Source organism: Vibrio echinoideorum (assembly GCF_024347455.1).
Classification (GTDB): Bacteria; Pseudomonadota; Gammaproteobacteria; order Enterobacterales; family Vibrionaceae; genus Vibrio; species Vibrio echinoideorum.
Map to the genome: position 1 here is coordinate 168,840 of NZ_AP025484.1, position 25,104 is coordinate 193,943.

At 46.0% G+C, this 25,104-nt stretch carries 21 protein-coding genes; 5 read left to right on the top strand and 16 right to left on the bottom strand.

Going from position 1 to position 25,104, the window contains the following annotated elements:
• Positions 1 to 174 precede the first annotated feature (174 nt).
• The 9 genes from guaD to OCV36_RS17090 form a co-directional block, all read right to left on the bottom strand.
• Positions 175 to 1,509: a guanine deaminase gene (gene guaD / locus OCV36_RS17050; RefSeq protein ID WP_135456972.1), complete on the bottom strand. Its 1,335-nt coding sequence runs from the start codon at positions 1,507 to 1,509 to the stop codon at positions 175 to 177.
• Between the two features lie 59 nt (positions 1,510 to 1,568).
• Positions 1,569 to 2,450: a xanthine dehydrogenase accessory protein XdhC gene (xdhC, locus tag OCV36_RS17055; protein ID WP_135456974.1), complete on the bottom strand. Its 882-nt coding sequence runs from the start codon at positions 2,448 to 2,450 to the stop codon at positions 1,569 to 1,571.
• Between the two features lie 92 nt (positions 2,451 to 2,542).
• A complete protein-coding gene (gene xdhB, locus OCV36_RS17060; RefSeq protein WP_102548098.1) occupies positions 2,543 to 4,948 on the bottom strand; it encodes a xanthine dehydrogenase molybdopterin binding subunit in 2,406 nt (801 codons plus the stop codon).
• On the bottom strand, positions 4,941 to 6,329 hold the full coding sequence (xdhA, locus tag OCV36_RS17065; RefSeq protein ID WP_245300931.1) for a xanthine dehydrogenase small subunit: 1,389 nt from the start codon (positions 6,327 to 6,329) through the stop codon (positions 4,941 to 4,943). Before xdhA ends, xdhB begins: the two co-directional genes overlap by 8 nt.
• 537 nt (positions 6,330 to 6,866) lie before the next feature.
• Positions 6,867 to 7,601: a GntR family transcriptional regulator gene (locus tag OCV36_RS17070; RefSeq protein ID WP_017075215.1), complete on the bottom strand. Its 735-nt coding sequence runs from the start codon at positions 7,599 to 7,601 to the stop codon at positions 6,867 to 6,869.
• A gap of 194 nt (positions 7,602 to 7,795) precedes the next feature.
• The gene (locus OCV36_RS17075; RefSeq protein WP_135456978.1) at positions 7,796 to 8,482 is read right to left on the bottom strand and encodes a DNA-3-methyladenine glycosylase I; all 687 of its coding nucleotides are present in this window, start codon (positions 8,480 to 8,482) and stop codon (positions 7,796 to 7,798) included.
• A 120-nt stretch (positions 8,483 to 8,602) separates the two neighbouring features.
• Complete coding sequence (locus OCV36_RS17080; protein ID WP_135456980.1) at positions 8,603 to 9,130, bottom strand: GNAT family N-acetyltransferase; 528 nt, start codon at positions 9,128 to 9,130, stop codon at positions 8,603 to 8,605.
• Positions 9,131 to 9,172: 42 nt separating this feature from the next.
• The gene (locus OCV36_RS17085; protein ID WP_135456981.1) at positions 9,173 to 9,799 is read right to left on the bottom strand and encodes an HD domain-containing protein; all 627 of its coding nucleotides are present in this window, start codon (positions 9,797 to 9,799) and stop codon (positions 9,173 to 9,175) included.
• A gap of 210 nt (positions 9,800 to 10,009) precedes the next feature.
• Complete coding sequence (locus OCV36_RS17090) at positions 10,010 to 10,669, bottom strand: HAD family hydrolase (protein WP_135456983.1); 660 nt, start codon at positions 10,667 to 10,669, stop codon at positions 10,010 to 10,012.
• A gap of 411 nt (positions 10,670 to 11,080) precedes the next feature.
• Between OCV36_RS17090 and OCV36_RS17095 the strand changes: the two genes are divergently transcribed.
• The gene (locus OCV36_RS17095) at positions 11,081 to 12,409 is read left to right on the top strand and encodes an anaerobic C4-dicarboxylate transporter (RefSeq protein WP_029225082.1); all 1,329 of its coding nucleotides are present in this window, start codon (positions 11,081 to 11,083) and stop codon (positions 12,407 to 12,409) included.
• Positions 12,410 to 12,540: 131 nt separating this feature from the next.
• On the opposite strand, the gene OCV36_RS17100 is transcribed toward OCV36_RS17095, so the two are convergent.
• The 3 genes from OCV36_RS17100 to OCV36_RS17110 all read right to left on the bottom strand — a co-directional run bounded on the left by OCV36_RS17100 (position 12,541) and on the right by OCV36_RS17110 (position 14,587).
• The gene (locus tag OCV36_RS17100; protein WP_135456984.1) at positions 12,541 to 12,864 is read right to left on the bottom strand and encodes a DUF4144 domain-containing protein; all 324 of its coding nucleotides are present in this window, start codon (positions 12,862 to 12,864) and stop codon (positions 12,541 to 12,543) included.
• A 93-nt stretch (positions 12,865 to 12,957) separates the two neighbouring features.
• Entirely contained in the window at positions 12,958 to 13,749 is a 792-nt protein-coding gene (locus OCV36_RS17105; protein WP_135456987.1) for a CLCA_X family protein, read from the bottom strand.
• A 136-nt stretch (positions 13,750 to 13,885) separates the two neighbouring features.
• The gene (locus tag OCV36_RS17110; protein WP_135456988.1) at positions 13,886 to 14,587 is read right to left on the bottom strand and encodes a flavin reductase family protein; all 702 of its coding nucleotides are present in this window, start codon (positions 14,585 to 14,587) and stop codon (positions 13,886 to 13,888) included.
• A gap of 263 nt (positions 14,588 to 14,850) precedes the next feature.
• On the opposite strand from OCV36_RS17110, the gene OCV36_RS17115 reads away from it, so the two are divergent.
• Together OCV36_RS17115 and OCV36_RS17120 are read left to right on the top strand one after the other, a co-directional pair.
• The gene (locus OCV36_RS17115; RefSeq protein WP_135456991.1) at positions 14,851 to 16,182 is read left to right on the top strand and encodes a ferredoxin reductase family protein; all 1,332 of its coding nucleotides are present in this window, start codon (positions 14,851 to 14,853) and stop codon (positions 16,180 to 16,182) included.
• A 193-nt stretch (positions 16,183 to 16,375) separates the two neighbouring features.
• The gene (locus tag OCV36_RS17120; protein ID WP_029223609.1) at positions 16,376 to 16,783 is read left to right on the top strand and encodes a hypothetical protein; all 408 of its coding nucleotides are present in this window, start codon (positions 16,376 to 16,378) and stop codon (positions 16,781 to 16,783) included.
• 213 nt (positions 16,784 to 16,996) lie between these two features.
• Here the strand turns inward: OCV36_RS17120 and OCV36_RS17125 are convergent, their stop codons facing one another.
• Positions 16,997 to 18,439, bottom strand: a complete 1,443-nt coding sequence (locus tag OCV36_RS17125; protein ID WP_135456992.1) for an AGE family epimerase/isomerase — start codon at positions 18,437 to 18,439, stop codon at positions 16,997 to 16,999.
• Positions 18,440 to 18,692: 253 nt separating this feature from the next.
• Entirely contained in the window at positions 18,693 to 19,469 is a 777-nt protein-coding gene (deoC, locus tag OCV36_RS17130; protein WP_135456994.1) for a deoxyribose-phosphate aldolase, read from the bottom strand.
• A 181-nt stretch (positions 19,470 to 19,650) separates the two neighbouring features.
• On the opposite strand from deoC, the gene OCV36_RS17135 reads away from it, so the two are divergent.
• Positions 19,651 to 21,078 carry an aminotransferase-like domain-containing protein gene (locus OCV36_RS17135; RefSeq protein WP_135456997.1) on the top strand — a complete coding sequence of 476 codons (1,428 nt, stop codon included), beginning with the start codon at positions 19,651 to 19,653 and terminating at the stop codon, positions 21,076 to 21,078.
• 79 nt (positions 21,079 to 21,157) lie between these two features.
• On the opposite strand, the gene OCV36_RS17140 is transcribed toward OCV36_RS17135, so the two are convergent.
• Positions 21,158 to 21,805 carry a glutathione S-transferase family protein gene (locus OCV36_RS17140; RefSeq protein WP_135456999.1) on the bottom strand — a complete coding sequence of 216 codons (648 nt, stop codon included), beginning with the start codon at positions 21,803 to 21,805 and terminating at the stop codon, positions 21,158 to 21,160.
• A gap of 98 nt (positions 21,806 to 21,903) precedes the next feature.
• Here OCV36_RS17140 and OCV36_RS17145 point away from each other — a divergent pair, with 98 nt between their 5' ends.
• Positions 21,904 to 22,755 carry a LysR substrate-binding domain-containing protein gene (locus tag OCV36_RS17145; protein WP_135457001.1) on the top strand — a complete coding sequence of 284 codons (852 nt, stop codon included), beginning with the start codon at positions 21,904 to 21,906 and terminating at the stop codon, positions 22,753 to 22,755.
• A 145-nt stretch (positions 22,756 to 22,900) separates the two neighbouring features.
• Here the strand turns inward: OCV36_RS17145 and OCV36_RS17150 are convergent, their stop codons facing one another.
• The gene (locus tag OCV36_RS17150; protein ID WP_135457003.1) at positions 22,901 to 25,015 is read right to left on the bottom strand and encodes a methyl-accepting chemotaxis protein; all 2,115 of its coding nucleotides are present in this window, start codon (positions 25,013 to 25,015) and stop codon (positions 22,901 to 22,903) included.
• Positions 25,016 to 25,104 lie beyond the last annotated feature (89 nt).

Here is a 25,104-nt window from a genome sequence, read left to right on the forward strand (position 1 = left end):
ACTTGGCGTCACCGAAGATCGTTGTCTGTGAGCGGTTAATTTATATTTCTTTGAATGAAGCACAAAAAAGACCAGTGGCATCAGCAACTGGTCTTTAAAGGCTAGATAAATCTGGACGGATTTTTAATTAACGACGGCTTGTCGCTGTCTAGCGATTGTTACTCGGTTTTAAGCCTAACTAACGAGCTTTTTGTAATCTTTGAAATTCACGTCATAAGCTTTTTCGCCGTAGATGTAAGTCTCGCTAACGGTTCTGTCGTCACCTAAGCTCATCAATACAAAAAGTTTTTCTTCAAGCTTGGTGGTTTGTTCCATTCTAAAGCGCATCAGCTGAGTTGCGTGTAGATCCAACACCACGAAATCCGCTTCTTTTCCGACTTCCAAGTTACCAATCTTGTCTTCTAAATGCAGCGAACGTGCGCCGCCTAGTGTTGCCAAGAACAGCGACTTAGCTGGGTGCAGCTTCTTATGCTGTAACTGCATGATCTTGTACGCTTCACTCATTGTTTGCAGGATTGAGAAGCTGGTGCCTGCGCCTACATCAGTACCCACGCCGACACGAATACCGTGATCTTCCATCTCTGGTAATCGGAACAAACCCGAGCCTAAGAAAAGGTTAGAGGTTGGACAGAAAGCAATGGCAGATTCAGTATCCGCTAGGCGCTTACATTCGCAGTCAGACAAGTGAATACCATGGGCAAATACCGAACGTTTGTGAAGTAGTCCGTAATGGTCATAGACATCTAGGTAACTGTCGCGCTCTGGGAACAGCGATTTCACCCACTCGATCTCTTTCTCGTTTTCAGAAAGGTGAGTGTGCATGTACACGTCTGGGTATTCTTCTAGCAGTTTACCGACAGTAGCAAGTTGTTCTGGTGTGCTGGTTGGCGCAAAACGAGGCGTTACGGCATAGTGCAAACGACCGCGCTTGTGCCACTTTTCGATCAGCTCTTTTGAATCGGCATAACCAGATTCTGGTGTGTCGGTGAGGTAGTCTGGCGCGTTGCGATCCATTAGCACCTTACCCGCGATCATTCGTAGATTACGTTTCTCTGCTTCTTCAAAGAACACGTTGACGGACTCTTTGTGTACCGTGCCAAATACCAGTGCCGTGGTGGTGCCGTTGCTTGCTAATTCATCTAGGAATAGCTTCGCGACTTTGTGTGCATAAACTGGGTTTTTGAAGCGTTTTTCTTCTGGAAAGGTGTAGTTCTCTAACCAATCTAGTAGCTGCTCACCGTAAGACGCGATCATCCCTGTTTGAGGGTAGTGGATGTGCGTATCAATAAAGCCAGAGGTGATCAGCTTGTCTTTGTATTGTTTTACTTCGAGTGTTTTAGGTTGGCGAGCCAGTACCTCGTCGGCATGGCCTAAGTCGACGACATGGCCGTTCTCTATGACTAAAACACCGTCTTCAAAATAGTCGTAAGACTCATCGATACCGACGTCTTTTGGGTCGGCGACGCTGTGTAAAATACTGGCGCGATAAGCTTTGCGTTGCGTTGTCATGTTTACTTCCTTTTAATGACTTCAGCGACTTTATGGCCACTGAAGCTTTGCGACTTTTGTTAGGCGATCTTCTCTTCCAATGGTGGTTCGCCTACGTCGCTTGGTTGACTGTGTTGTTCGGTCAAATCCTGATTTCGATATTGTTTGGTTGGGCGCTTTTGTTCAAGTGCTTGGCCTTGATAGTGTGCGATCAGTTCACCCGCAACCGACACCGCAATTTCCGCAGGATGTTTGCCATTCACCGCACTAATGCCAATCGGGCAAAGCATAGTTTCGATTTGCTCTTGGCTATAGCCGCGTTGCTCTAAGCGGAAGTCGAACTTCTTGCGCTTAGTCAGAGAACCAATCATGCCAAAGTAACGGCTGTCTTCACGGTCGATAATGGCCTTAGTTAGGTCAAAATCGAGCTGGTGGTTGTGCGTCATCACTAGGTAATAGCTGTTCGGTGGCATGTGTTTCACTTCGCCAACCGGATCGTCTGAGACAAGCTTCTTCACACCGTGTGGCAGCGTTTCGGGGAACACTTCTTCACGCTCATCAATCCAGGTCACGCGGAAGGGCAGGGTTGCGACAATGTGCAGCAGCGCCTTGGCTACGTGGCCAGCGCCGAACAGCACAAGATGATTTTGCTGAGTGCCAATCGGCTCAAAGCTCAACGTTGCCATTCCGCCACAACATTGGCCTAAACGAGCGCCTAGGTTGAAGCGTTCCACTTTGAGCGATTTTTCACTGGCAATCAGCATTTCACGCGCCATTTTAGTAGCCACATGTTCAAGGTGACCACCACCAATCGTAGCGATGATTCGGTCACGAGTGACAAGCATTTTGGTGCCCGCATCGCGTGGAACGGAACCTCTGTCTTCAAGAACCGTTACCATCACACACGGTTCGTAGTTCTCTTCCAGTTTTGCCAGTTCGTGAATCCAATTATCCTTAAACATATGTCCTCCTAAATCCCTTCTATGCTTCCTAAGCTATTTATAGGTGCTCTAAGCTATTTATTGCGCCCTAAGCGGTCTATATAAACCGAGCCCTAAGCCGTTTCTGATTGAGCATCGACCGAAGTCGGAGCCGTTTCAGTGACTTCCTGAATCGCCATCAGAATACGTTCTGGCGTTGCAGGTGTGTTGAGCTTAGGAATCGCGCCATCGACGGCGACATAGCTGATTGCGTCTTTCAGTGCGCTCCATACCGACATACCCAACATGAAAGGCGGTTCACCCACGGCTTTCGAGTTGAAGACGGTGTCTTCTGGGTTGTTACGGTTTTCTAAAAGATGCGTTCTGAAATCAATTGGCATATCAGCAATCGCCGGGATCTTGTAACTCGCAGGACCATTGGTCATCAAGCGGCCTTGCTGGTTCCAAACCAACTCTTCCGTCGTTAACCAACCGACACCTTGCACAAAGCCACCTTCGACTTGGCCGATATCAATTGCTGGGTTCAATGAAGCGCCCACGTCATGCAAAATATCGACACGCAGAATCTTGTTTTCGCCGGTTAGGGTATCGATGATGACTTCTGAACAAGAGGCACCATACGCGTAGTAGTAGAACGGACGACCGCGTGCTTTCTCGTGATCGTAATAGATCTTCGGAGTGCGGTAGAAGCCAGTGCTCGACAGCGAGATTTGGTTAAACCAAGCCAGTTCAACAAATGAGTTGAAGGTCATGATCTCGTCGCGAATCTGCACCATGCCGTTCTTAAATACCACCTCTTCAGGCCACACTTTGAAGTGCGAAGAAGCGAAGTCAATCAGGCGCTGCTTAATGGTCATTGCGGCGTTTTGCGCGGCCTTACCGTTGAGGTCGGTGCCCGATGAGGCTGCGGTTGGTGATGTGTTCGGAACTTTGTCTGTGTTTGTAGCGGTGATCTGGATACGTTCGACATCGACTTGGAACTCCTGTGCAACGATTTGTGCCACTTTGATGTTCAAGCCTTGCCCCATTTCCGTACCACCGTGATTCAAATGAATACTGCCATCGGTGTAGATATGGATGAGCGCACCTGCTTGGTTCAAGAAAGTCGCAGTAAACGAGATGCCGAATTTCACCGGTGTGATAGCAAGGCCTTTCTTCAAGATAGGGCTCTGCTTGTTGAACTCAGCGATTTCTTTACGACGTGCGTGATAGTCACTGCTGCGTTCAAGCTGTTCGGTTATCTCAGGTAAAAAGTTGTCTTCAACGGTTTGGTAGTAATGGGTCACGTTACGGCCTTCTTCGCCGTAGTAGTTCGCCTTACGTACTTCCAAAGGATCTTTTTTCAGGTAACGCGCAATCTCGTCCATGATGTGCTCGATGGTCATCATGCCTTGCGGGCCACCAAAGCCACGGTAAGCGGTGTTCGATGCGGTATTGGTTTTGCATCGATGACCAACCACAGTTGCATCACCTAGGTAGTAGGCGTTGTCTGAGTGGAACATCGCACGATCGACGATAGAACTTGATAAGTCTGGTGAGTAACCACAGTTACCTGCAACGGTAATGTCGGCACCTTGAATCACACCATTGTCGTCAAAACCGACCGTATATTGATTGTAGAACGGGTGGCGTTTACCGGTTTGCTGCATGTCTTCATTGCGCAGCAAACGCATTTTGGTTGGTCGACCGGTGAGGTGAGCAATAACCGCAGCCATACACGCTGGAGAGGCCGCTTGAGTCTCTTTACCACCGAAACCACCACCCATACGACGCATATCAATCACGACTTTGTGCATTGGTACGCCAATCACTTCCGCAACCAGTTTTTGAACTTCGGTCGGGTTTTGAGTCGAGGTGTACACGATCATGCCGCCGTCTTCGGTTGGCATTACGCTACTTATTTGAGTTTCTAGGTAGAAGTGTTCTTGTCCACCGATCTCTAGGTCACCAGAGATCACGTGTTTTGCTTTTGCCAGCGCCGCTTTTGAATCACCACGTTGTTGAGTGTGGCTTTCTGTGACGAAGTGCTCTTTCTCTAGCGCTTCTTTTACATCAAGAATCGCAGGGAGTTCTTCATATTCAATGATTGCAGCGTGTGCGGCTTTGCGTGCGGTTTCTAAATCGTTAGCTGCCACGGCAATCACAGGTTGGCCGTAATATTCGACTTTGCCGTCGGCAAGCAGTGGGTCACCCGGAAGAATCGCGCCGATATCCAGTTCACCCGGTACGTCTTTCGCTTGAATGGCAATCGCCACGCCTTCGAATTCGTAACACGGCGATAAATCTATCTTGGTGATGTTGGCGTGTGCTTGCGTGCTCAGGCGTGCGTATACGTGCAGCTGATTTGGGAACTCTAGGCGGTCGTCAATGTATACCGCTTCGCCCGTGACTTGCTTGGCTGCACTGTCGTGTTTAACGCTTTTACCTACGCCAGTTTTAAGGTCTTGTTTTGCAATGGTAACCATCTCTTCGTGGGTCATCGCATTGCTCTTGTGACCAGAGGAATTTGATTTAGACATAAGACGTTACCCTTGTTTCGATTTGGTTGTTTTTGTTCTGTCGTTCAATGAAGTAGCGACGCAGCATGTTGGCCGCCGACAATGAACGGTATTCTTGGCTTGCACGGAAATCAGAGAGCGGCTCAAAGTCGTTATACAGTTCCTGCATCGCTAACTTAATATTAGCGTCTGTCCACGGTTTGCCTAATAACGTATTTTCACAACGAGTTGCACGCTTAGGCGTTGCTGCCATACCGCCGAAAGCGATACGAGCGTAAGAAACCTTGCCATCTTCAATTTGAATATCAAACGCGCCACACACCGCAGAGATGTCGTCGTCTAAACGTTTCGACACTTTGTAAGCTCGGAAGCTGTCGTTGGTTGGCTTAGGAATGATGATCTGTTCGATGAATTCACTCTCTTTTTGCGCCGTCACTTTATAGCTGATGAAGTAATCTTCAATCGGCATCGTGCGTGACTCGTCTCCGCAGCGAAGTTTGATTTTCGCGTCCAAAGCAATCAGCAGAGGAGGGGTATCACCGATAGGTGAGGCATTCGCCACATTACCGCCAATGGTGCCTTGGTTGCGTACTTGCAGTGAAGCAAAGCGATGCAACAGTTCACCAAAATCTGGGTAGTGCTTTTTCAGTAGTGCGTAAGAGTCACTGATAGGCAGGTTGGCACCAATAATTAAATCGGTGTCGGTTTCTTCGCATACCTTCATGTCTTCAACAAGATTTACGCTGATCAGCGTTTCAATCTCGCGATGAAACTGCGTCACTTCTAGCGCTAAATCCGTACCGCCAGCAACCAGCTTAGCGTTCGGATGTGCTTGAAAAAGCTTGGCCAGCTCATCAGTGCTTTTCGGGGAAAAAGCGGTGAGGTGACCAAGGCGTAAGTTGACTTCGGTGTCTTGAATGCCTTCTAGCTTCTTGATGGTGTTGCGTTCAAGTTCAGCAAATTGGTCGATCAAAGGTTGGTCTGTTGAAAGTGACATCGCAGCATCAACGATTGGTCGGTAGCCAGTACAGCGACATAGGTTACCCGCCAGTGATTCCATGACGTCTTCTTTGCTCGCATCGGGTTTGTTCTTGCCTAGGGCAAACATCGACATGATGAAGCCCGGCGTGCAGTAACCACACTGTGAACCGTGAAAATCCACCACCGCTTTCTGCACGGGGTGCAAAGAACGATCTCGGTTTTGTAGATCTTCTACTGTGATCAGTTGCTTGCCATGCAGCGCTGAAACGAACGTCAGGCAAGAGTTCACCGAGCGGTATTGCAGTTGTCCATCAACCACTTCACCCAGAACTACCGTACATGCACCACAGTCACCCGACCCACAACCTTCTTTTGTACCGGTTTTATTAACCTTGGTACGAAGGTAGTTGAGCACTGTCATATTCGGCGACAGATTATCTTCACGTCTTATTTCCTGATTGAGCAAAAAAGTAATCAAGAGACCTCCTTGTAAATCGACATATTTCCATGTGTATTCTTTTTGACTTCTAGGTCAATAATTATCCATCCTGACCCTGTGGTCAACTATTTATTTACAAAAATGCAACAAATAATCTTTTGTGGAGATTGTGTACAATTTTATTTTAACTTTAGTTGCTTGTTTTATAAGGGTTTGAATTAAAGGTGAACAGTTTTATGGCGTGAATGAATTGATAAGTATGTATACAAGATAAAGACAAGGTTTATGGCACTGTTGGAAGTGATTCTGTAGAGGCTAAGAGCGTTGTTGAGGCTAGAATAGGCAGTGTTTTAGATGGATGTGAGCCGATCGTCGTCTTTATTTTTAGGGGAGAGGGCACAAAAAAGAGAAGTAAACACTAAGGCTTACTTCTCTCCAATTTTGTTAACAAAAGCTGTTAACAAAAAGCTGTTAACAAAACGTTGTTGAATGATGGTTATTAATCACATGTTGAATCTTCTATGACTTGCTCTTAAGCAGATCTGAGAACACAACATGCAGGTCGCTCGATGCGGTGCTGCTGTCTAGGTTGAGCTTCGAACGAATATGGCTTAGATGTTCTTGCATCAACTCTACGGCTTGTTGTTCGTTGCCTGACTCTATCGCATCCAGTAAGCCTGAGTGTTCGTCTAGAGAACAGTTCGAGTGGTTGCCCGTTTCGTATTGAGCGATCAGCAGTGAAGTTTGCGATACCAAGCTGCGTTGGAAAGCCAGCAGTGGTGCGTTCTCAGCCATTTCAGCCAGCTTGATGTGAAACTCGCCAGACAAACGTAGGCCAGAGCCGTAATCACCTTGGTCGAAAGCACAGTTCTCTTTCGCGACTAATTTTCTGCATTCTTCTATTTGCGCTTTGGTTGCGTTTTTCACCGCTAGCTCAGTGATAGCAATTTCCATTACTTCACGTGCTTTAAATATCTGCTTGGCTTCATCAACCGTTGGGGCTGCGATCATGGCACCTCGGTTTGGACGGATCACCACAACTTGTTCTAAAGAGAGACGCAGTAAGGCACGACGGATAATGGTGCGGCTAACGCTAAAGATTTCTGCTAAGGCTTCTTCGCTTAATTTGGTGGCTGGTGGCAGCCTCTGTTCTAGTATCGCGTCGAAGATATGGCAGTAAACAACATCGTCTTGAGTCTGGCCTGTTACTTTCGTTTTTACACCTTTGGAGACAGAGTTTTTGAGAACTGTCATAGAGATAAGGACCCTTGTTTAGTCGAGTTGGGTTGGTCGAGAATAATTCATGAGTATTACTCTATATTGTATACATTTATCTATACAATGCCACCGGATGAAAGTGCGATGCACGCTTATTTGTTAATGACTTATAACATTTTGTTTGCAGGGAACTGTGTGCAATCTTTAGCTTCAAGCCATTTTTAATCCAACTAAACTCGATTATCACCGCAGTTGTAGGCAACGATCTGGCTGATTTCGCTTAGGCTACGACCTGACTGTTGCTGCCATTCGTTGAAGGCTTTACCCGCTGCCAGTTGTGCTCGCTTGGTGTTACGGCCGCTATCCACCACATCGGTACTGCGTAGGTGTGCTTCAACATCTGATGACAAGATGAAGGTGTCTTTACCCATTTGGCGCAGAGTGTAGGCACCAGTATTACCACCTAATCGCTTGCCGTGTTTTTTCAGGTAATCCCAAAGCTCTGTGATGCGCTCTGATGGCCAGTCGGCAACCATTTGTGAGAATGAATCGGCTTCACGCTTGGCATTGTGGATCATGGTGGCGTTGGCAGGGATGGTCATCACCTTGGTGAGGTGGCGAATAATGCGCGGGTCTTGTGCTTTCTGTTCCCACATTTCATTCGGCAGCATTAGCATTTTTTCGATATTGAATTCAAAGAACACTTCTTCAAATTGCGGCCACTTCTTTCTCACCACACTCCACGAAATACCACATTGGAATACTTTTTCAGTAAAGGCGGCCAACCAACGATCGTCGGTGATCTGTGATAACTCGGCTTGGGAAAGGGGCGCGCGAACAATCTTTTCGAGCTCGGCAGCTCCGCCTTTACGGTGAGCCGCACGTTGATAAATGGTGTCGAATTTTTCTTGGGTCATTGGAGGTTCCAAATTACATCTGTGTATCTTGAGTGTGTAGCTAATGCTTAATGATATGGGGTCAAATTTGGCAATTAAAACAAGTCTGTTAACTAAAACCAGTCTGACAATTAAAACAAACTAGCTGAGCTTTAATTCCATCTGATACAAGGGCCATGTTTTACCATTGAACTCTTTTACGCTCGGCTCTTTGTCTACCACCTGAAAGCCCGCTTTGTCGTAGCAGCGTTTTGCGCCGTGGTTTTGCTTAAATACGGCCAAGGAGATGGTGGTGACATCTGGTATTTTTTTCGCAGCTTCTAATGCACTTTCTATCATGGATTGCCCAAGCCCTTTGCCTCGTTGGTTTGGGTGAATCGCGACTCGGCAGAAACGAAGTTCGTTGTCTGACATGCGTTGAAATTCCATAAAGCCAAGTAAGTCGCTGGCGTTTGAGTTGGCGTTTGAATCGGTGTTCAGTTCAGAGTATGACTTAGATGCAGAGAAGATATACAGCTCAACCTGTGGCTCTTGAGAACGTTCGACGATTGAAGCGGCTTCTAATGGCCAACCAAATGTTCGTCCGCCCCACAGAACGTAGTCTTCTAGGGATGTAAACCAAGTGACGATCTCGTCGGCGTCGGATGCTTTAAAGCGGTTTATTTCCATATCCTTCTCTCTTCCTTATCGCGTGTCTCTTTTTTTAAGCCGTTAAACTTCGGCGCCCAATTGTTCAAGAAAGCCACGCATGTAGTCGGTGCGCTTGTTCGCTTCTAATTTGGCAGATTCTGTATTCATGGTTTCAGCGAGCTTGAACAGCTTCACGTAGAAATGGTCGACGCTGTAATGCTTGTCATCCAAGTCGCGATGTTCAGCGAATGGGTCTTCGTGGTTATAGAGTTCAGCGTTAAAGCTTTGACCCACGTATAGACAGCGTGCAATGCCAATTGCACCGAGAGAATCGAGGCGATCCGCATCTTGGACTATTTGCGCTTCCAAGGTTTCAGGTGTGATGTTAGCGCTGTAGCTGTGCGTGACAATGGCATGATGGATTTCATCAAGGTAGGGCGCAGGATACTCGATAGATTTGAGGAAAGAGATGGCCTTGTCTGCTGCCATCTGTGAGCTTTTGGCTCTGTCTGAGTGATTCTTAGGAAAGGTGAAGCAATCGTGAAGGTAAGCGGCGGGTAGAACGACTTCAAGCTTAGCCTGTTCTTGAGCACACAAAGCTTTCGCGGTTTTGACTACGCGCTTGATGTGGCTGATGTCGTGCGCCGCATCTTGTATCATTTCTTGTTTTGCAAAATCAAGTAGTTGGCTTTCAAATTTTTCTATCACGCGTCCCTTTCTCCATTTTTAGACGTTATCAATGTTGCTTATCGATCAGTGTCGTTTTATATCGACTGTAACAGTTTCAAGCGCGAGTTTTTATCTTTTATAAAAGGAGTACCCACAAAAAAACCGACTCTGTGAGTCGGCTTAATAGAGAGGCTTGTCTACGTATTTTAGGACGAGACAGATAAAAGCATTATCAACAGAAGTGACAGCCTAAGCGGCAGCTTGTTGAAGCTGCGTTAACACATGATGCAGAGAAGGGCTGATCGTGTGCCCAAGTGCTTTGACTTCTTCGCAAGGCTCAACCAAATCTGGGATCTGGAAGCTAATCATATTCGCTGCCATTGATGCGCGAATACCATTGTTCGAATCTTCAAACGCTAGGCAGGTTTCAGGGGCAACACCTAGGCGTTCAGCCGCTAGCAGGTAGATCTCTGGGTGAGGCTTACCATAAGTCACTTCACAGCCAGTGCTTAACGAGGTGAAATAAGAATCTAGGCCAGCCAGTTCAAGCTTCTTCTTCGCGATATCAAGCTGAGTCGAGGTTGCCACCGCGATTGGAATATCGTTCGATTTGAGCCACTCAAGAAGTTCGATGACGCCATCTTTTACTGGGATCGCTTGGTGCTTAACAATTGCACTGTAGCGAGTTCGCCATTCGTTGTTCAGCGCTGGGTAATCTAACCCTTCACCGTAGCCATTTCTAAAGATCTGTTCGATGGTTTTTGCGTTACAGCCAATGATGCCTAAGTAGACATCTTGCAAAAACGGAACACCTTGCGCGTGACATGCTTCTTCAAAAACCTGCATACAAAGTCGCTCGGTATCGAGCAGCAGTCCATCCATATCAAAAATAGCAGCTTGAAAATTCATATCCGTGGTTCTTTATGTGTTGTCATCATGAGGGCGAGTATTTTGACATAGTGTCTAAGGATAGGCGAGTCAGCGTTGGGTGATAATCAGCGGTGTTGGCTGTGTAATATGCTCCGGATTGACTTAAGGTGCGATTGTTTGGGGGTGGATTAATATCGTTTGGTTATGAGTTTGATGTTTTATAGGCCGTACCGGTCTAACCGATACAATAATGGTTATCGTACATAACAACTTTAAGTCGAGCTTCTGATTTACTATTACAATTCATAAACCTACAGGCTTGGTAGCGTGACCATAATCTTATAAAAAACAATTTGCGTGAGCCTGCAATGATAGTGTGACCAAGCAATAAGTAAATGGCTGAGCTTAGGGACAAAATATAATTAGTCCATATTTTTAGCAAGGTTGCTTATGTTGTATTTTGAGTTTCTATTTTTATTAGTCGTACTTTATATCGGGTCTCGGTATGGCGGTATCGGCTTAGGTGTTGTTTCTGGTATTGGTTTGGTTATCGAGGTGTTTGTCTTCAAGATGCCACCAACGTCTCCACCTGTCACCGTAATGTTGATCATCCTCGCCGTGGTAACCTGTGCTTCGATCCTCGAAGCGGCTGGTGGCTTGAAATACATGTTGCAAGTCGCGGAAAGGGTGCTGAGAAAGAACCCGAAACGCGTCACCCTGATAGCACCGTTCGTGACTTACTCGATGACATTCCTATTAGGTACTGGCCACGCGGTTTACTCCATCATGCCTATCATCGGTGATGTTGCGTTGAAGAATGGTATTCGTCCTGAGCGTCCAATGGCAGCGGCATCAGTGGCGTCTCAGCTAGCGATTACGGCTTCTCCAATCTCGGCTGCAGTGGTGTATTACCTCGCGCAACTTTCCGATGTCCAACACTCCATTACTCTGCTTTCCATTTTGATGGTGACGGTTCCTGCAACGCTGTTCGGCACACTTTTACTTTCTCTATATAGCTTGAAACGCGGTAAAGAATTGAACGACGATCCTGATTATCAAGCACGTCTAAAAGATCCTGAGTGGAAAAAACGCATCGAGAACACGACGGCGACGTCTTTGGATGAAGTGCTTCCAACTTCGGCTCGTAATGCCGTGTTGATTTTCCTACTTTCAATTGTCGTGATTGTTATCGTGGCGATGGTGCCGGAGATCAGAACTATCGTAGACGGCGACAAGCCAATCAAGATGTCGGTAATCATCCAAATGATGATGCTCTGTTTCGGCGGTATCATCTTGCTGGCAACCAAAACTGACCCACGTGATGTACCAAATGGTGTGGTATTCAAATCGGGTATGGTGGCAGCAATTGCTATCTTCGGTATCGCTTGGATGTCGGATACTTACTTCCAATATGCAATGCCTCAGTTCAAGTCTGGCATCGTGGAAATGGTAACGAATTACCCATGGACGTTTGCTCTAGCGCTATTCATCGTATCGGTTGTGGTGAACTCGCAAGCCGCTACTGCGCGTATGATGCTACCTGTTGGCCTTGGCTTAGGATTAGATCCAGCACTGCTTATCGGCTTAATGCCAGCGGTGTACGGCTACTTCTTCATCCCGAACTACCCATCAGATATCGCAACGGTTAACTTCGATGTCTCTGGCACCACCAAGATTGGTAAGTGGTACTTCAACCACTCATTCATGTCGGTGGGTTTAATCGGTGTGGTCGGTGCATGTTGTTTAGGCTACGCACTGGCACAGATTTTTATCGCTTAACCTAACTTCTTGTCGCGTAATCTACGAGCGAGATAAAACGAAAAACAGCGCCTATTTGGGCGCTGTTTTTGTATGTACTGTATTAATTCACTACTGTGCTTCGAAGTTAGGTTTCGAACTAATAACCAATATTAACGTGGCTCAAAAGCCAAAGACTGAATCGCTTCTTCGATAGTCAGGAAGTGGATCTTCATCAGGCATACTTCTGCTTTCTGGAACTCATGATTTCGAATCAGTTTCGTCACGGCTTCAACCGAATATTGCAGTGTTCGTTTAGCTAGGGATAGTTGGTTTGAACTCGATTGAAGCGAGTAGCTGTCGCCTTCAGAATCGATGAGGTAATCATCTTCGCCCAAGATCATGTCTGAGCATTCTGCTTGAAATTCGCGTTCGGATGCGACGTAAATAAGCTCATCGTCACCGTCGAGTTTTACCAAAGATGGCCAACTGATCATTACTGCCTCTAAATCATGGATGTTGAAGTTTGTGTCTCGACTATAAACATTTTCCACTGCTTGGTCATCTCTTCAAGCAAACGACTCAAAACGTTACTTACTTAAAGATCGTCCCAACGGAGCAAAATACCCCTGCATCGCATTGTAGATTTCCTCTCTATGTGTGAGGTCTGGATAGAGAGGGAACATATCCGGTTTGGTCGTGCCATCGACTAAGTAAGAATTCTCGATATCAGAGCAGGATTCAATTGCAGACTCAAAAGCACGTGCCATCATCTCCGTAGGTAATGAGAAATAACGGGCAGACGTTGCCTTGTCGGCAATAACACTTCGAGCCACGTAGTCGTGTTTATCCAGATTATTGCCGCTGAGCAATGTGGCGTCGAATACAGACATCAAACTCTCGTTTAATGGATGAGGTCGCACCTTTCTATCGTGTAGCCAACAATCACTGGCGAACAAGATGTGTTTTCGAGGGCCGGACATATCACCAATCTCAAACGCCTTTTCGGCAATGTAATGGTCAAACGCATGCCAAAACTCGTGGGCTAATGCACCGGCGCCAGCGTTCTTGGCGAGGGCTAGCTCTCGTTGGTTCGGTGCGTAGTGTGCTTGCACACCTTTCCTACCACCACTGCCAAAGGCTAAGCCTAACGTGCCGCGCAGGCCAATCGCTTCTGGCGGCAGAGCCAAGATGTAAGCCAAGTCTGCCAGCGAGTCGAATATCAGGTTCGCAGCGAGCTCTTTCTCTTCTTTAGAAACCCAAGCTCCCACGCGAATGCTGCCCATACCGAAGGTCTGTTTGATGTCCATGAAAGACACCTGATCGCCATGTCGGTAGTCTGGGCCTTTGCGTGTTTTGTATTTAAAGTGAGTTAACTTCAAAGGGGGACCTTGGGAACAGAATTAAGATTGAGTGAGATGCTCTTGAAGGATGCATACCGTTTAGTTGCGTCCTTATGAATCCTTTTTTGAGCTGCCTCTCTTGGAGTCAAAGAAAGTTAGCACTTTTGACGGAAAATTACCGAACAAAATGAGTTAGATTGAGTTCAAAAGCTTCCCATGAAGTTGGGTTACCTTCACGAGTCAGCGGAAACAAAGGTTCATGTGGTTTGGCATAACTTAAACGATGCAGCCTTTGAGTGACATGGTAGCTATCCAGTCCTGAAATCGTGACCAAGTCCAACGCTTCTAAATCAAGGTAGCCATCCGGCATCATGGCGCGTTTTGGCGCGTGAATCGTAATAACTTCACCAATCAACATTTGAGTTTGATTACTTTCTATTGTGATTTGTTCTTTGAAGGCCAAACCTATTTTTAAAGGGCTTTCTAAGACAAACGGAGCAGGGAACACATTGTCGTAATAAGGTGTGAGACCGACCGCGTTGAATTCTGAGATTGGTTTAGGGTAGCGAGCCGATGTTTGATGCGCCTTTTTAACAAAATCGGCACCAATACTATTAATCGTGAAGTGCTTAGTTTCTAGAATATTCTCTAGCGTGTGGCGGCGACTTTCGCAGGGGCGAACGATAAAACCAAACAGTGGTGGGTTCGATCCTAAATGAACTACCGAGCTGATAACAGCAAGGTTATCGAACCCCTGTTTGTCACAGGTACCAATAAGGTTGGCGCTTTTGAACCCTGACAGAGAGTTAATCAATCGAGTACGATGCCTCTGATCCATTGTTTGCAGATCATGTTTCGAAAGGCTGATGTCCTTCATATCTTCTCTTCTTCTCATTTTTGTTTATCACAAACTTGCTTACTAACGGATCAATATGTACGCAGTATCACTTTCTATCGATCAACGGGTTTGCCCTGAATAGCTATGTGGCACTGGTTTCGTCGGTATTTTTGCGAAACAGGTGCTTCTTTAAAGTGTGATTTTTTATGTGGTGCAAACTATTTGCATAGATTTACGCACTTTGACGTCCCTTTACATTCAAGAAACTAAAGTAAAGTTATAGTCTTTGAGAGCGTGAAAACATGAAAACAGTCCGCAATATCATCTGGGCAATGATTGCCACAATGTCAGCCTTTTGGTTTGCGATGGAACCGCAACTCTTCGCTTCAAACAATGTATTTGAATGGCGCTCCGCCATGATTCAGTACTCGGGTATTTTGTCTCTGATGTTAATGTCCATCACCATGATCTTGGCGATGCGTTTGCCTATGGTTGAAAATTGGCTCAACGGTATGGATAAGGCGTATCGCGTCCACAAATGGTTGGGTATCGGTGGTGTAGCTCTGGGTGTGACACACTGGTTGTGGTACCAGATCCCTAAGTGGCTAGTGATGTCTGGAGTGTTGGCTAAACCTGTTCGTCATGACGGTTCTGGCCCTGCAAGAGCTTTGTCTGGTTGGGAAGCATGGGTCAATGGACTACACGGTTTTGCTGAAAGCATTGGAGAATGGGGTTTTTACTTATTACTCGTTTTACTGGTGGCGTCGTTGTGGGCGGCCGTGAAATACAAACCGTTTAAATTGTCACATCGCCTGATGTCTGTAGCGTATCTTTTGATCGCGTTTCACTCGGTATTACTGCTCAAACATGCCTATTGGGGCCAGCCTATTTATTACCTAACGGTGGTATTTGCTTTAGTTGGGTCTATTGCCGCGATTTACAGTTTGTTGGGTTTTGTAGGGCGTCGTAATCGTCACTCTGCTGCTGTTTCCTCCACTCGATATTTTCCACAAGCCGAAGTGATGGAGTTGGTGCTAAAGCCCGATACATCTTGGCGAGGCCATAAAGCAGGGCAGTTTGCGTACTTGCGCTTCGGCAATGAAGACCCGCACCCGTTTACCATTGTGTCAGGTAGCGAAGACTCAGAACTGCGCTTCTTGATTAAAGAATTGGGTGACTTTACGAATGGTCTTTATGAACGAGTAAATGCGGGCGATGCTGTTACGGTGGAAGGGCCTTATGGGCGACTTGAGTTTGACCTAAGTAAGCCACAAATTTGGATTGCTGGCGGTGTCGGGATAGCGTCGTTTTTTGCAACGCTTGAAGCGCTCAAAACAGAGGAGACTCACTCTCGCATCGAGCTATTCTATTGCACTCGTGGTGTCGATGAGCATTTGGTGGATGAGTTATGGCACTTTGCACATCAAGTAGGAGTGAAGTTGAACGTGATAGACACCTTGCACTCACCTCGATTAAACGCTGAACGCATTGCTCACCAGTGTGGTGATTTAAACGATTATGAGCTGTATTTTTGCGGGCCAGAGCGGTTCTCGACATCGCTTAAAAAAGAACTGGATACGTACAAGTTCAACGTTGACCAGAACTATCACGAAGAGCTGTTTGTGATGCGTTAAAAAGACCGAATGAGGTATCAATAGCGTCAAGTTTGGCTCTTCGTTGCGGGGTTAAGGCAGCGGTTTGATTTGGCGTTATTGATACTTAACGACAAGCTCTAATTAAAAAGGCAAAAGTTACTCAATTTTTTATTGCAGCGGTTTGCTATTGAGCGATACCATGTACGGCTGTTTTATTGGTAAAGATTGCAAAATGTCAGATGAAAAGCTCGCGCTAGAATGGATGCGTCAACAAGCGCATAAAATTGATCCATATGTTATAAATCCATCATTTGATGAATGCGTTGAGTTGCTTGAGCCTGCCTTTAAGAAGGGCAAGAGTGTCGCGCAGCTAAAATATCTGTTATCAGAAGCGGATCGCCGAGCGGGTGCCGCAGAGCGTAAACACGCCGCTTTAAAGTTCGCCAAAGAAAAAAGCCCAAAGGCAGGCCAAAACCTTCGCCTTCAAAGCAAGCTTCAACAAGTTCAGTTGGCATTAAAGTTAGCGACGGGCGATAACAACATGACCATATCGCAGTTTTGTTCTGAGTATGACGTCAGCAAGCGAGACGGCAACGTAGCGTGGAATGAAAAGCTGGTTGAGCAGAATAAGAAGAAGTGATTTTCGCAACGTCTTGTTCCCTCTCAACTGAGAGCCGATAAGGTTTTATCGCTCAAATACCAATTTTAAACCCTACCAATAATGCCGTTCAACTGTATTTCAAAAGCCTGAAAAGCGTCTTTTCTTCTCAGGCTTTGCTAACGACTAGTGATTTCTCTCTTCCGTCTTAACGGTTAACCTCTGCTAAAAGTATCGACGAGCGATTACCAGACGCTAAGGTCGAATGTTATTAAAGCTGACCTTCTGCGTACCATCTCCAGTGTTCTCTAACTCCACTACATCACCTTGATAGTAGTAAGGCTCCATTGGCATCTCGCTATGGGCTGGCCTTGCGTAGTGAAGTACAGCGGGTTTACCTTCCTCTTGTCGAGCATACAAATAACCAATCAACGCATGTTCGAATTGATGATAGCCATTACCCCAATGGAAAGCCTTAGTTCGTTTAGGTTCAAGCCCAACGCCACCGTATTTGTGGTCGACCCATACATCATGAAAGGTCGGTAGGGTGTATTGCAGGACGTCTTTCATTGAACCATCGACCAGTGAAACCGTCATTGCAGCTTGGTCAAGTTCTGCCCATTCCCATGATGACGCCCAATTTGTGTTTGGTCTGCTTTGCCATCCAGTTATCTCTTGTCCTTTCCACGCATTCTGAAGTTGCTCACCAAAGTATTGAGATACGTTCACGAAGTCTTTCTGGTATTTAGCTTGCTCTAAGGTGTGTTTCATCCCTTTGATGCCAAACTCCGACCATTCAGAATTATTCAATGCATGACCGGTTAGATAGGTCATCCAATATGCTTTGATGGTGTGTCCAAAATCGTTGTGATTGGCATTCGCCATCATCGCAGCTTTATCATGAATTGCGCCGTAGAAGCGTTGTTCATTTTCAGAATGGTATTGGTCAATCATGGCTTGCGTGAGCCAATTCAGGTCATCAAGCCATTTTGATTTGATCGGCTCTTTCAGCAAAGGGGCGACTAACAGCATGTAACCGTTAATCTGATCAAGTTGTGCGACCAATTCACGTCGTGTGGCTTTGCCATCTTCGCCGTCAGCAAGTACCCACGCTAAGCCGCTGTTGTCGCTAAGTCGATATTTATCAAAGATAAAAGCTTGTTGGGCGATGAGCGCTTCTTCTACCTTTTTGTCTTGGGTCAGGTAGTAGTACATGGCAAGACCAACTAGCGCATACGCTTGATCTTGAGAGGTACGTTGCTGCCAATCCTGACCTGATTTCCCCTCTTTTGTGTAGCCAATAAAGCCACCATTTTGCTTATCTTCTAGCTGATCAATGAGGTAGTAGGCACCTTGCTTGGCAAGCGATAAAGCCTGCTTGTCTCCGGTAAGATGGTAGAGCACGCCATAAGCATAAGTTTGGCGTGACTTCATCCGTGTGAACTCTTTATCAAAGTGTGGCGTGATCCAGCCTCTGTCTAATTCAGGACACACATCAGAAACATCAAGCAAGGTACCGTCATCACAACGAAACGTCGGGAAATTGCCTATCGGTTCTCCCTGAGCGCTAGGCATCAGCCAATAAGGTGCCAGCCCTTCAGAGGCATGATTGAGCCAGTCTTGTCCAGTGGGAAGGGTGACATTGGCAGATACAGCGAAACTGGCCACGCTGAGTAATGCGATCGTTGCTCGTAACATGATGTTTATCTTAATAGTTTGAATTTAGTTGAATATAAACAATCAAGTCTGCACATTGTGATTCGGTGATCACAGTCAAGTATATTGGATCGATGGAAAGAATTGGCTCGACGGAAAGAATGAACCGTAGATTGGTGAGCTATGTTGGCGTTTTATTTGAAGTGTAACTTTGAAGAGTCTTTGTCTTTTTATCTTAGTCGCTTCAACCGTAATGGTTGAAACGACGATTTTTCAGAGCTGAGATTCGATGAAATCAGTACTCACTTGTTGTCATAGTCTTACTCTTACCGAGTGTGTGGAGTAAGTTATTGAGGAGGCTAGAAGCGCCAAAGCGATAACGCATATTGTTGGTAGCCCAATCGTTACCGAACAGCTCGTCAGCCATATCTAGGTATATTTTTGCATCGTCGGCAGTTTGAACGCCTCCTGAAGCTTTGAAGCCAACGCGGTTCTCGACACCTAACTCTTTAATCACCGACAACATCGCGTGTGCGGCTTTTGGAGTGGCATTAACAGGTACTTTCCCTGTCGATGTTTTGATGATATCAGCGCCTGCTTTAATCGAGAGTTCAGAGGCTTTTTTAATTAGCGCTGTCGTTTTCAGTTCACCAGATTCAATGATGACTTTAAGTGGGGTATTACCACAGGCAGCCTTACATTGCTTCACCATCTCAAAGCCGACATTTTCATCTCCAGCTATTAAGGCACGGTATGGGAATGTAACATCAACTTCATCTGCGCCGTACATAAGTGCCGCTTTGGTTTCTGTAACGGCAATATCAATATCATCATTTCCGTGTGGGAAGTTCGTGACTGTCACAACACGAATGTCTGGTGTGCCTTGCAAACGCAATTGCTTTTTAGCGATAGGAATAAAGCGCGGATAAATGCACACGGCTGTCGTGTTTCCGGCTGGTGTTTTAGCATTCTTACACAACTCAATAATGGTGTCTGCCGTGTCATCATCGTTGAGAGTGGTAAGATCCATCAATTTAAGAGCTCGTAGTGCTACCGTATTGAGATCGTTCATAATGAATTCCTATTAAGGTTGTTTGTCTTGAAATGGAAAGTGCGAGGATTATAGGAATTGGCTTGAAACTATAATAGATACAGAAATTTAGGTTTTAGGTATAACAGATTAGAGTAAAAGAAAGATTAGAGTAAAAGAAAGATTAGAGTCCTAAGTGAACGAATGTTGAGATGGTACCCAAATGGCAAAATATGAAATGCTTGTCGATCAAGTCCGAGAACAGATTCAAAACAATGTTTGGGTAGTGGGGGACAAACTGCCGTCACTACGTAAGCAAACAGAAACGACCGGTCTTAGCCTGATGACGGTTTTACATGCTTACCAAGTTCTAGAAAGCCAAGGCTGGATTGTCTCACATACACGATCTGGGTATTTTGTAGCCCCTAAAATTCAGAAATTATCCCCTCCAATCAAGCGTTCTTCAGTTACGGTATCAAAATCAGAAGGTATTGATATTAATGATTTTATTTTTGATGTTCTCAAAGCAAATCGTACTATTCATACCGTTGATTTTGGTTCAGTGTATCCAGACCCTAATTTGTACCCACGAAAATCCGTCAACAAATCTCTGACTAGTGCAATGAGCCATATGCCTACTTCAAGCGCTTTGGATAATTTACCTCCGGGAAACCAAGGGCTACGTCAAATTATTGCGAAGCGTTATGCCGCCGAAGGAATGAACGTGCATCCAAATGAGATAGTGATTACTGCAGGCGCGCTGGAAGCTCTAAACCTCAGTCTACAAGCGGTTACCAAGCCTGGTGACTGGGTTGTGGTCGAGTCTCCAACTTTTTATGGAGCACTTCAGTCACTACAAAGGCTTAATTTACGCGCCTTATCTATCAGAACGGATCCAACCGAAGGGATAGATTTGGAATCATTGGAGAATGCGCTCAAGTCTCATACAGTGAAAGCCTGTTGGTTGATGACGAACCAGCAAAACCCTTTGGGTTATACTCTATCGAATGAAAAAAAGGGACGTTTGATTGAGTTGTTGGCAAAGTACGATGTTTTCTTGATTGAAGATGATGTATACAGCGAACTGTATTTTGGTGGTAAGAAGCCTTTGCCTGCAAAAGCATTTGATCCAAAAGGGATGACAATGCATTGCTCATCTTTTTCTAAAACGCTGGTCGCTGGGTTTCGTATTGGTTGGGTAGCGGCAGGAAAAATGGCGTTGCCGATACAAAAGCTGCAATTAATGAGCACGTTATCAGCGAGTGCGCCGATACAGCTCGCTCTTGAAACCTACCTTTCCACACGTAACTATGAAAATCATTTACGCCAGTTGCGTAGAAAATTGGAGCAGCGAAAATTCGCTGTTTGGCAGACTTTGTGTACGCACCTACCTTCAAGCGTGAATATTGATTATTCTGAGGGAGGGTATTTTTTGTGGGTAGAGTTACCAGAGCGATTGGATGCGACGGTTTTGTACGAACTTGCATCTAAAGAGAACATCAGTATTGCACCTGGCAGAATGTTTTCACTAAATCACGAGTTTGATCATTGTTTTAGGCTCAATTCGTCATTTGAATGTACGGCGGTGCAAGAGAGGGCAATTAAACGGCTAGCAGAGTTAATTCAAAGCATGTTGGATAACTCAAACTAAACTCTTGGCTCGGCTCTCTCGCTTTACCAAGAGTTTTTCTCGACTGTTTTTAATTCGAGTTTTGAACCGTACGTTCAATTTATACAGGCTTGCCTGCCTCGTCCTCTTCAACCACATCGGTTTCTAAGCTCGCTTCTGCTAGCCATTTTTGTATTGATGGGCTGTTAAGCACGCGTTGTTGATACTGTGATGCCTTCTCTGAAAGTTTGATGCCATAGGTTTCTACGCGCAGCGCCACAGGTGCAAACATCGCATCGGCAATAGACCATTCACCAAACAACCATCCCTGTGGGTACAGCTCCACTTGCGCTGACCATATTGCATCGATACGAGCGATGTCTTTCAGTGCATCTTCACTGAGTGTGAGCTTTCGTTGTGCGCGGCAGTTCATCGGCATTTCATTTCTGACGGCAAAAAATCCAGAGTGCATTTCTGCGGAAATTGCTCGGGCATGGGCGCGTTCTTTCACTGAACTGGGCCACGCTGCACCGTTCAAGTGGGCGTCGTTAACGTATTCGAGAATCGCCAATGAATCCCACACCGCAACGTCACCATCAACTAGGGTTGGAACCTTAGCCGTTGGTGTCACTTTAGCCAGAGTGTCGTAGAAATTAGAGGTGAAAAGCTTGAGCTTGATGACTTCTGCATTCAGGTTGTAATTATCGAAGATTAACCAAGCGCGCAGTGACCAAGTTGAGTAGTTCTGGTTTCCAATATAAAGCTGCATCGTTGCTTCCTTGCGTTTAGTGGGTATGCTTTTGAGCTTAGGGGATTGTATTGCGAGGCACTAACGGATAATTTTGATGCAATACATTAATAAAAACGATGGGTGGTGATTTCAATATGGACATTGATGCGTTGCGAGGATTTCTCGCGTTTATAGAAACCAGCAGCTTCACGCGTGCGGCGAAGCAGATCAACCGCACCCAATCGGCATTCAGTGCTCAGATGCGAAAGTTGGAAGAAGAGCTCAATGTGACTCTTTTCCAGAAAGAGGGACGTAATTTAATACTGACTGAAGCTGGCTTAGCGCTGCGTTCTCATGCCGAACAGTTGGTCGCTCTTCACAATACCGCGCTAAAGCAAGTAAAGCGTTATGAGGACAAACAACCTTTAAGACTGGGATGCCCGGAAGACTATAACGACACCATTCTGCCGAAAGTGATTCGCCTGTTGCAGCAAGCAGAACCAACGTGCTCAATCCAAATATTTAGCCTGCCCAGCATTACGCTGAGAGAGTGGTTGGATGACGGCCGTTTAGATGCCGCAATTGTCACCCGAGCGCCCGACAGCGAAGAGGGGTATTGGCTCACCAGTGATACTGGGGTTTGGATAAGCAGCCCTGATTATGCGTTTGATGATTCCAAACCGGTGCCATTAGCTCTGTTCCAAACCGATTGTAAGTACCACGCTGCGGCCGTGAATGGCTTAACCAAGCAGGGTACGCCTTATCAACTGTTGGCGTGCAGTAATACGGCTTCTGCGCAGCGAGCAATTGTTAAAGCGGGTTTAGCGATTGGTGCTATGGGTAAGCTTAGCGTGACTCCGGATTTGAAAATTATTGAAGACATGCCGCCGTTACCAGCAGTGGATATTGTGTTGATCTTAGCGAGCAAACATCACCCGGTATTGGACAAAGAAGTGCTCAATCAGCTTGTGGAAATAGAGTCTGATTAGCTTTGTTCCGTAAAATTTAATAGATGAACTGCAATCGATGAGTTTGGAGCTGAGTGGGAATTAAGAAATGAAGAGGCCGAGAACATCGCGTTTCTCCGAAAACATGGTGTTTCTCGGCCTAGTTATTGTGAGACGTTGTTGGTAATTAAGAAAGCTTGAACTTGCTTAACTCACCGTGCAAATCTCCGGCTTTCACTGTCAGCTCATTACTTATTGCTACTGATGATGTCATGGTACCCATCACTTCCACTGCGGTGTCATTGATGATCACTACATTGCGGTTAATCTCTTCTGATACTGAGCTTTGCTCTTCAGCAGCCGAAGCTATCTGATTGTTCATGTCGTTAATCACTTCAATCGCTTGGTTGATTTCAGATAGTGCTAGATGTGCTGCTTGGGTTTCCCCTTTGGTGTCATTCGCTTGCTTCTGGCTTTGCTCCATCAATATCACGATAGATTGAGTCTCTTGCTCTAGGCGAGCCAACATCGAACGAATCTCTTCTGTCGAGCCTTGAGTGCGATTTGCGAGGTTACGCACTTCATCTGCCACGACAGCAAAGCCTCGTCCTGCTTCACCCGCACGTGCTGCCTCAATAGCGGCATTAAGCGCAAGTAAGTTGGTTTGTTCTGCAATGCCACCAATCTCGCTCAAGATACCCTGAATAGCGGTGCTCGAATCGACCAAATTTTGCGTTTGTTGCTGTGCGTCATTTACCTGCACAGCTAAGCTGTCTACTGCGCTGGCGGCATTGTCCATGCGTGTCATGCCATTGAGACTGTTGCTTTGTACTTGGCTTGCGGCTGCGGCTGCTTGAACCGCTGAACTTGCCACTTCTTGCGCAGTCGCACTCATTTCATTGATCGCGGTTGCAAGTGAGTTCACCTCGTTAACCTGAGAGTTCAACTGGTCACGTGAAACTTCAGCACGAGCTTGGCCTTCTGTTGCGTTTTTATCTACTTGGTCGGCCGTTACCATAACGGTAAGTAGCATCTCTTGCATACGAGATAAGAAAGTATTGAACCAGTGTGCAAGCTGAGCGGTTTCATCTTTTCCTTTCACTTCAATGCGGTAAGTTAAGTCGCCTTCGCCTTGCGCTGCATCTTTAAAACGCTCCACTAAGTTGTTCAGAACCTTGCCCAGAGAATTGGCAATGAATGCCATTGAGGCAATGCCTAGAATAGCTGCGATGAGCCCCGCCCACACACCTTTTTCAAGTGCTTTTGAATTCTGTACATCACTCCATTGCGTGTAGTCGTCGACGCTTTTTGTAAGGTGACTACTGGGAACCGACACCATGACTACCCATGGAGCATCACTGGTCTCAATTGCGGTAATTGCGTACTCATCGCCGCCGAAATTAACAAGACCAGCCCCTTCTCGCTTAGCGATAGATTGAATTGTCGACCATTCGGATTCCAATTCAGAAGAGACTCTTTTACCCACCATGTTTCCAGCACGGCTGTTGGCGAGAGTTATGCCTTTCCATGATGTAATAAGGATTTTTCCTTCGCCATCAAACAAGTTACGTGCAAATAATTCACTCTGGCTTTGAAGTTCGAACAAAGACAAGTCAAAACCAATTGAGCCAATGATTTTCCCGTCTTGTTTGATTGGTTGGCTGATGGTAGTGATGAGCTCTTGCTTGCCGCGAACTGGATAGAAATAGGGTTCCATCACAAATGTCTTACCGGTTTGGTATGGCATTAAGTGCCAGTCGTCTTTGCGCTCACCGTTGCTGTTGAGTTCGGTATTGCTGAAGCTCTCCATTGCGACGGCGTCAAAGCTGTTCTGATCATTTGGAGAGAAGAAAGGCGCAAGGTAGCCCTGACTGTTAAAGCCTAATTCGGTGTCCAAGCTGATCTCGTTATTCAGATCGGTTTGTTGTGGCCAAGTCTTGTTCTCCCACACCATGTAGCCCGCAAATACAGCTTTGTTTTGTGCTTCCAATGCGGCAGTAAACTGTTTAACGATAAGGTCTGCGCTTGCGCTGGTTTCTGAACTTAACTCAATAATGGATCGTGCTTGCTTAAGGTTTGCTAGTACAGGATCAAGTTGGTTGGCAATGTTCAAACCTTGTTGAATAGCTGTGTTTTGTAAATCTGTCGTTGTGGCGTCTGTCAGCTGCGTCTTTACTTTTTCAGTGACTTGTTTGTTCACATCGGTAAAGGCGCTGGTGGTCATGCCCATTGCGATCAACAGAGTGAAAGCCATTGCTCCACCTGCACTCACCGCAATTCGCGTACGTATACTGTTAAACATATGATCCCTGTAGCCAAATAGTGGTAGTTTTCCAGAGATTTTAAACAAGATAAGTGAATGGAAAATTCAAAATAATGAACACAAAAAGA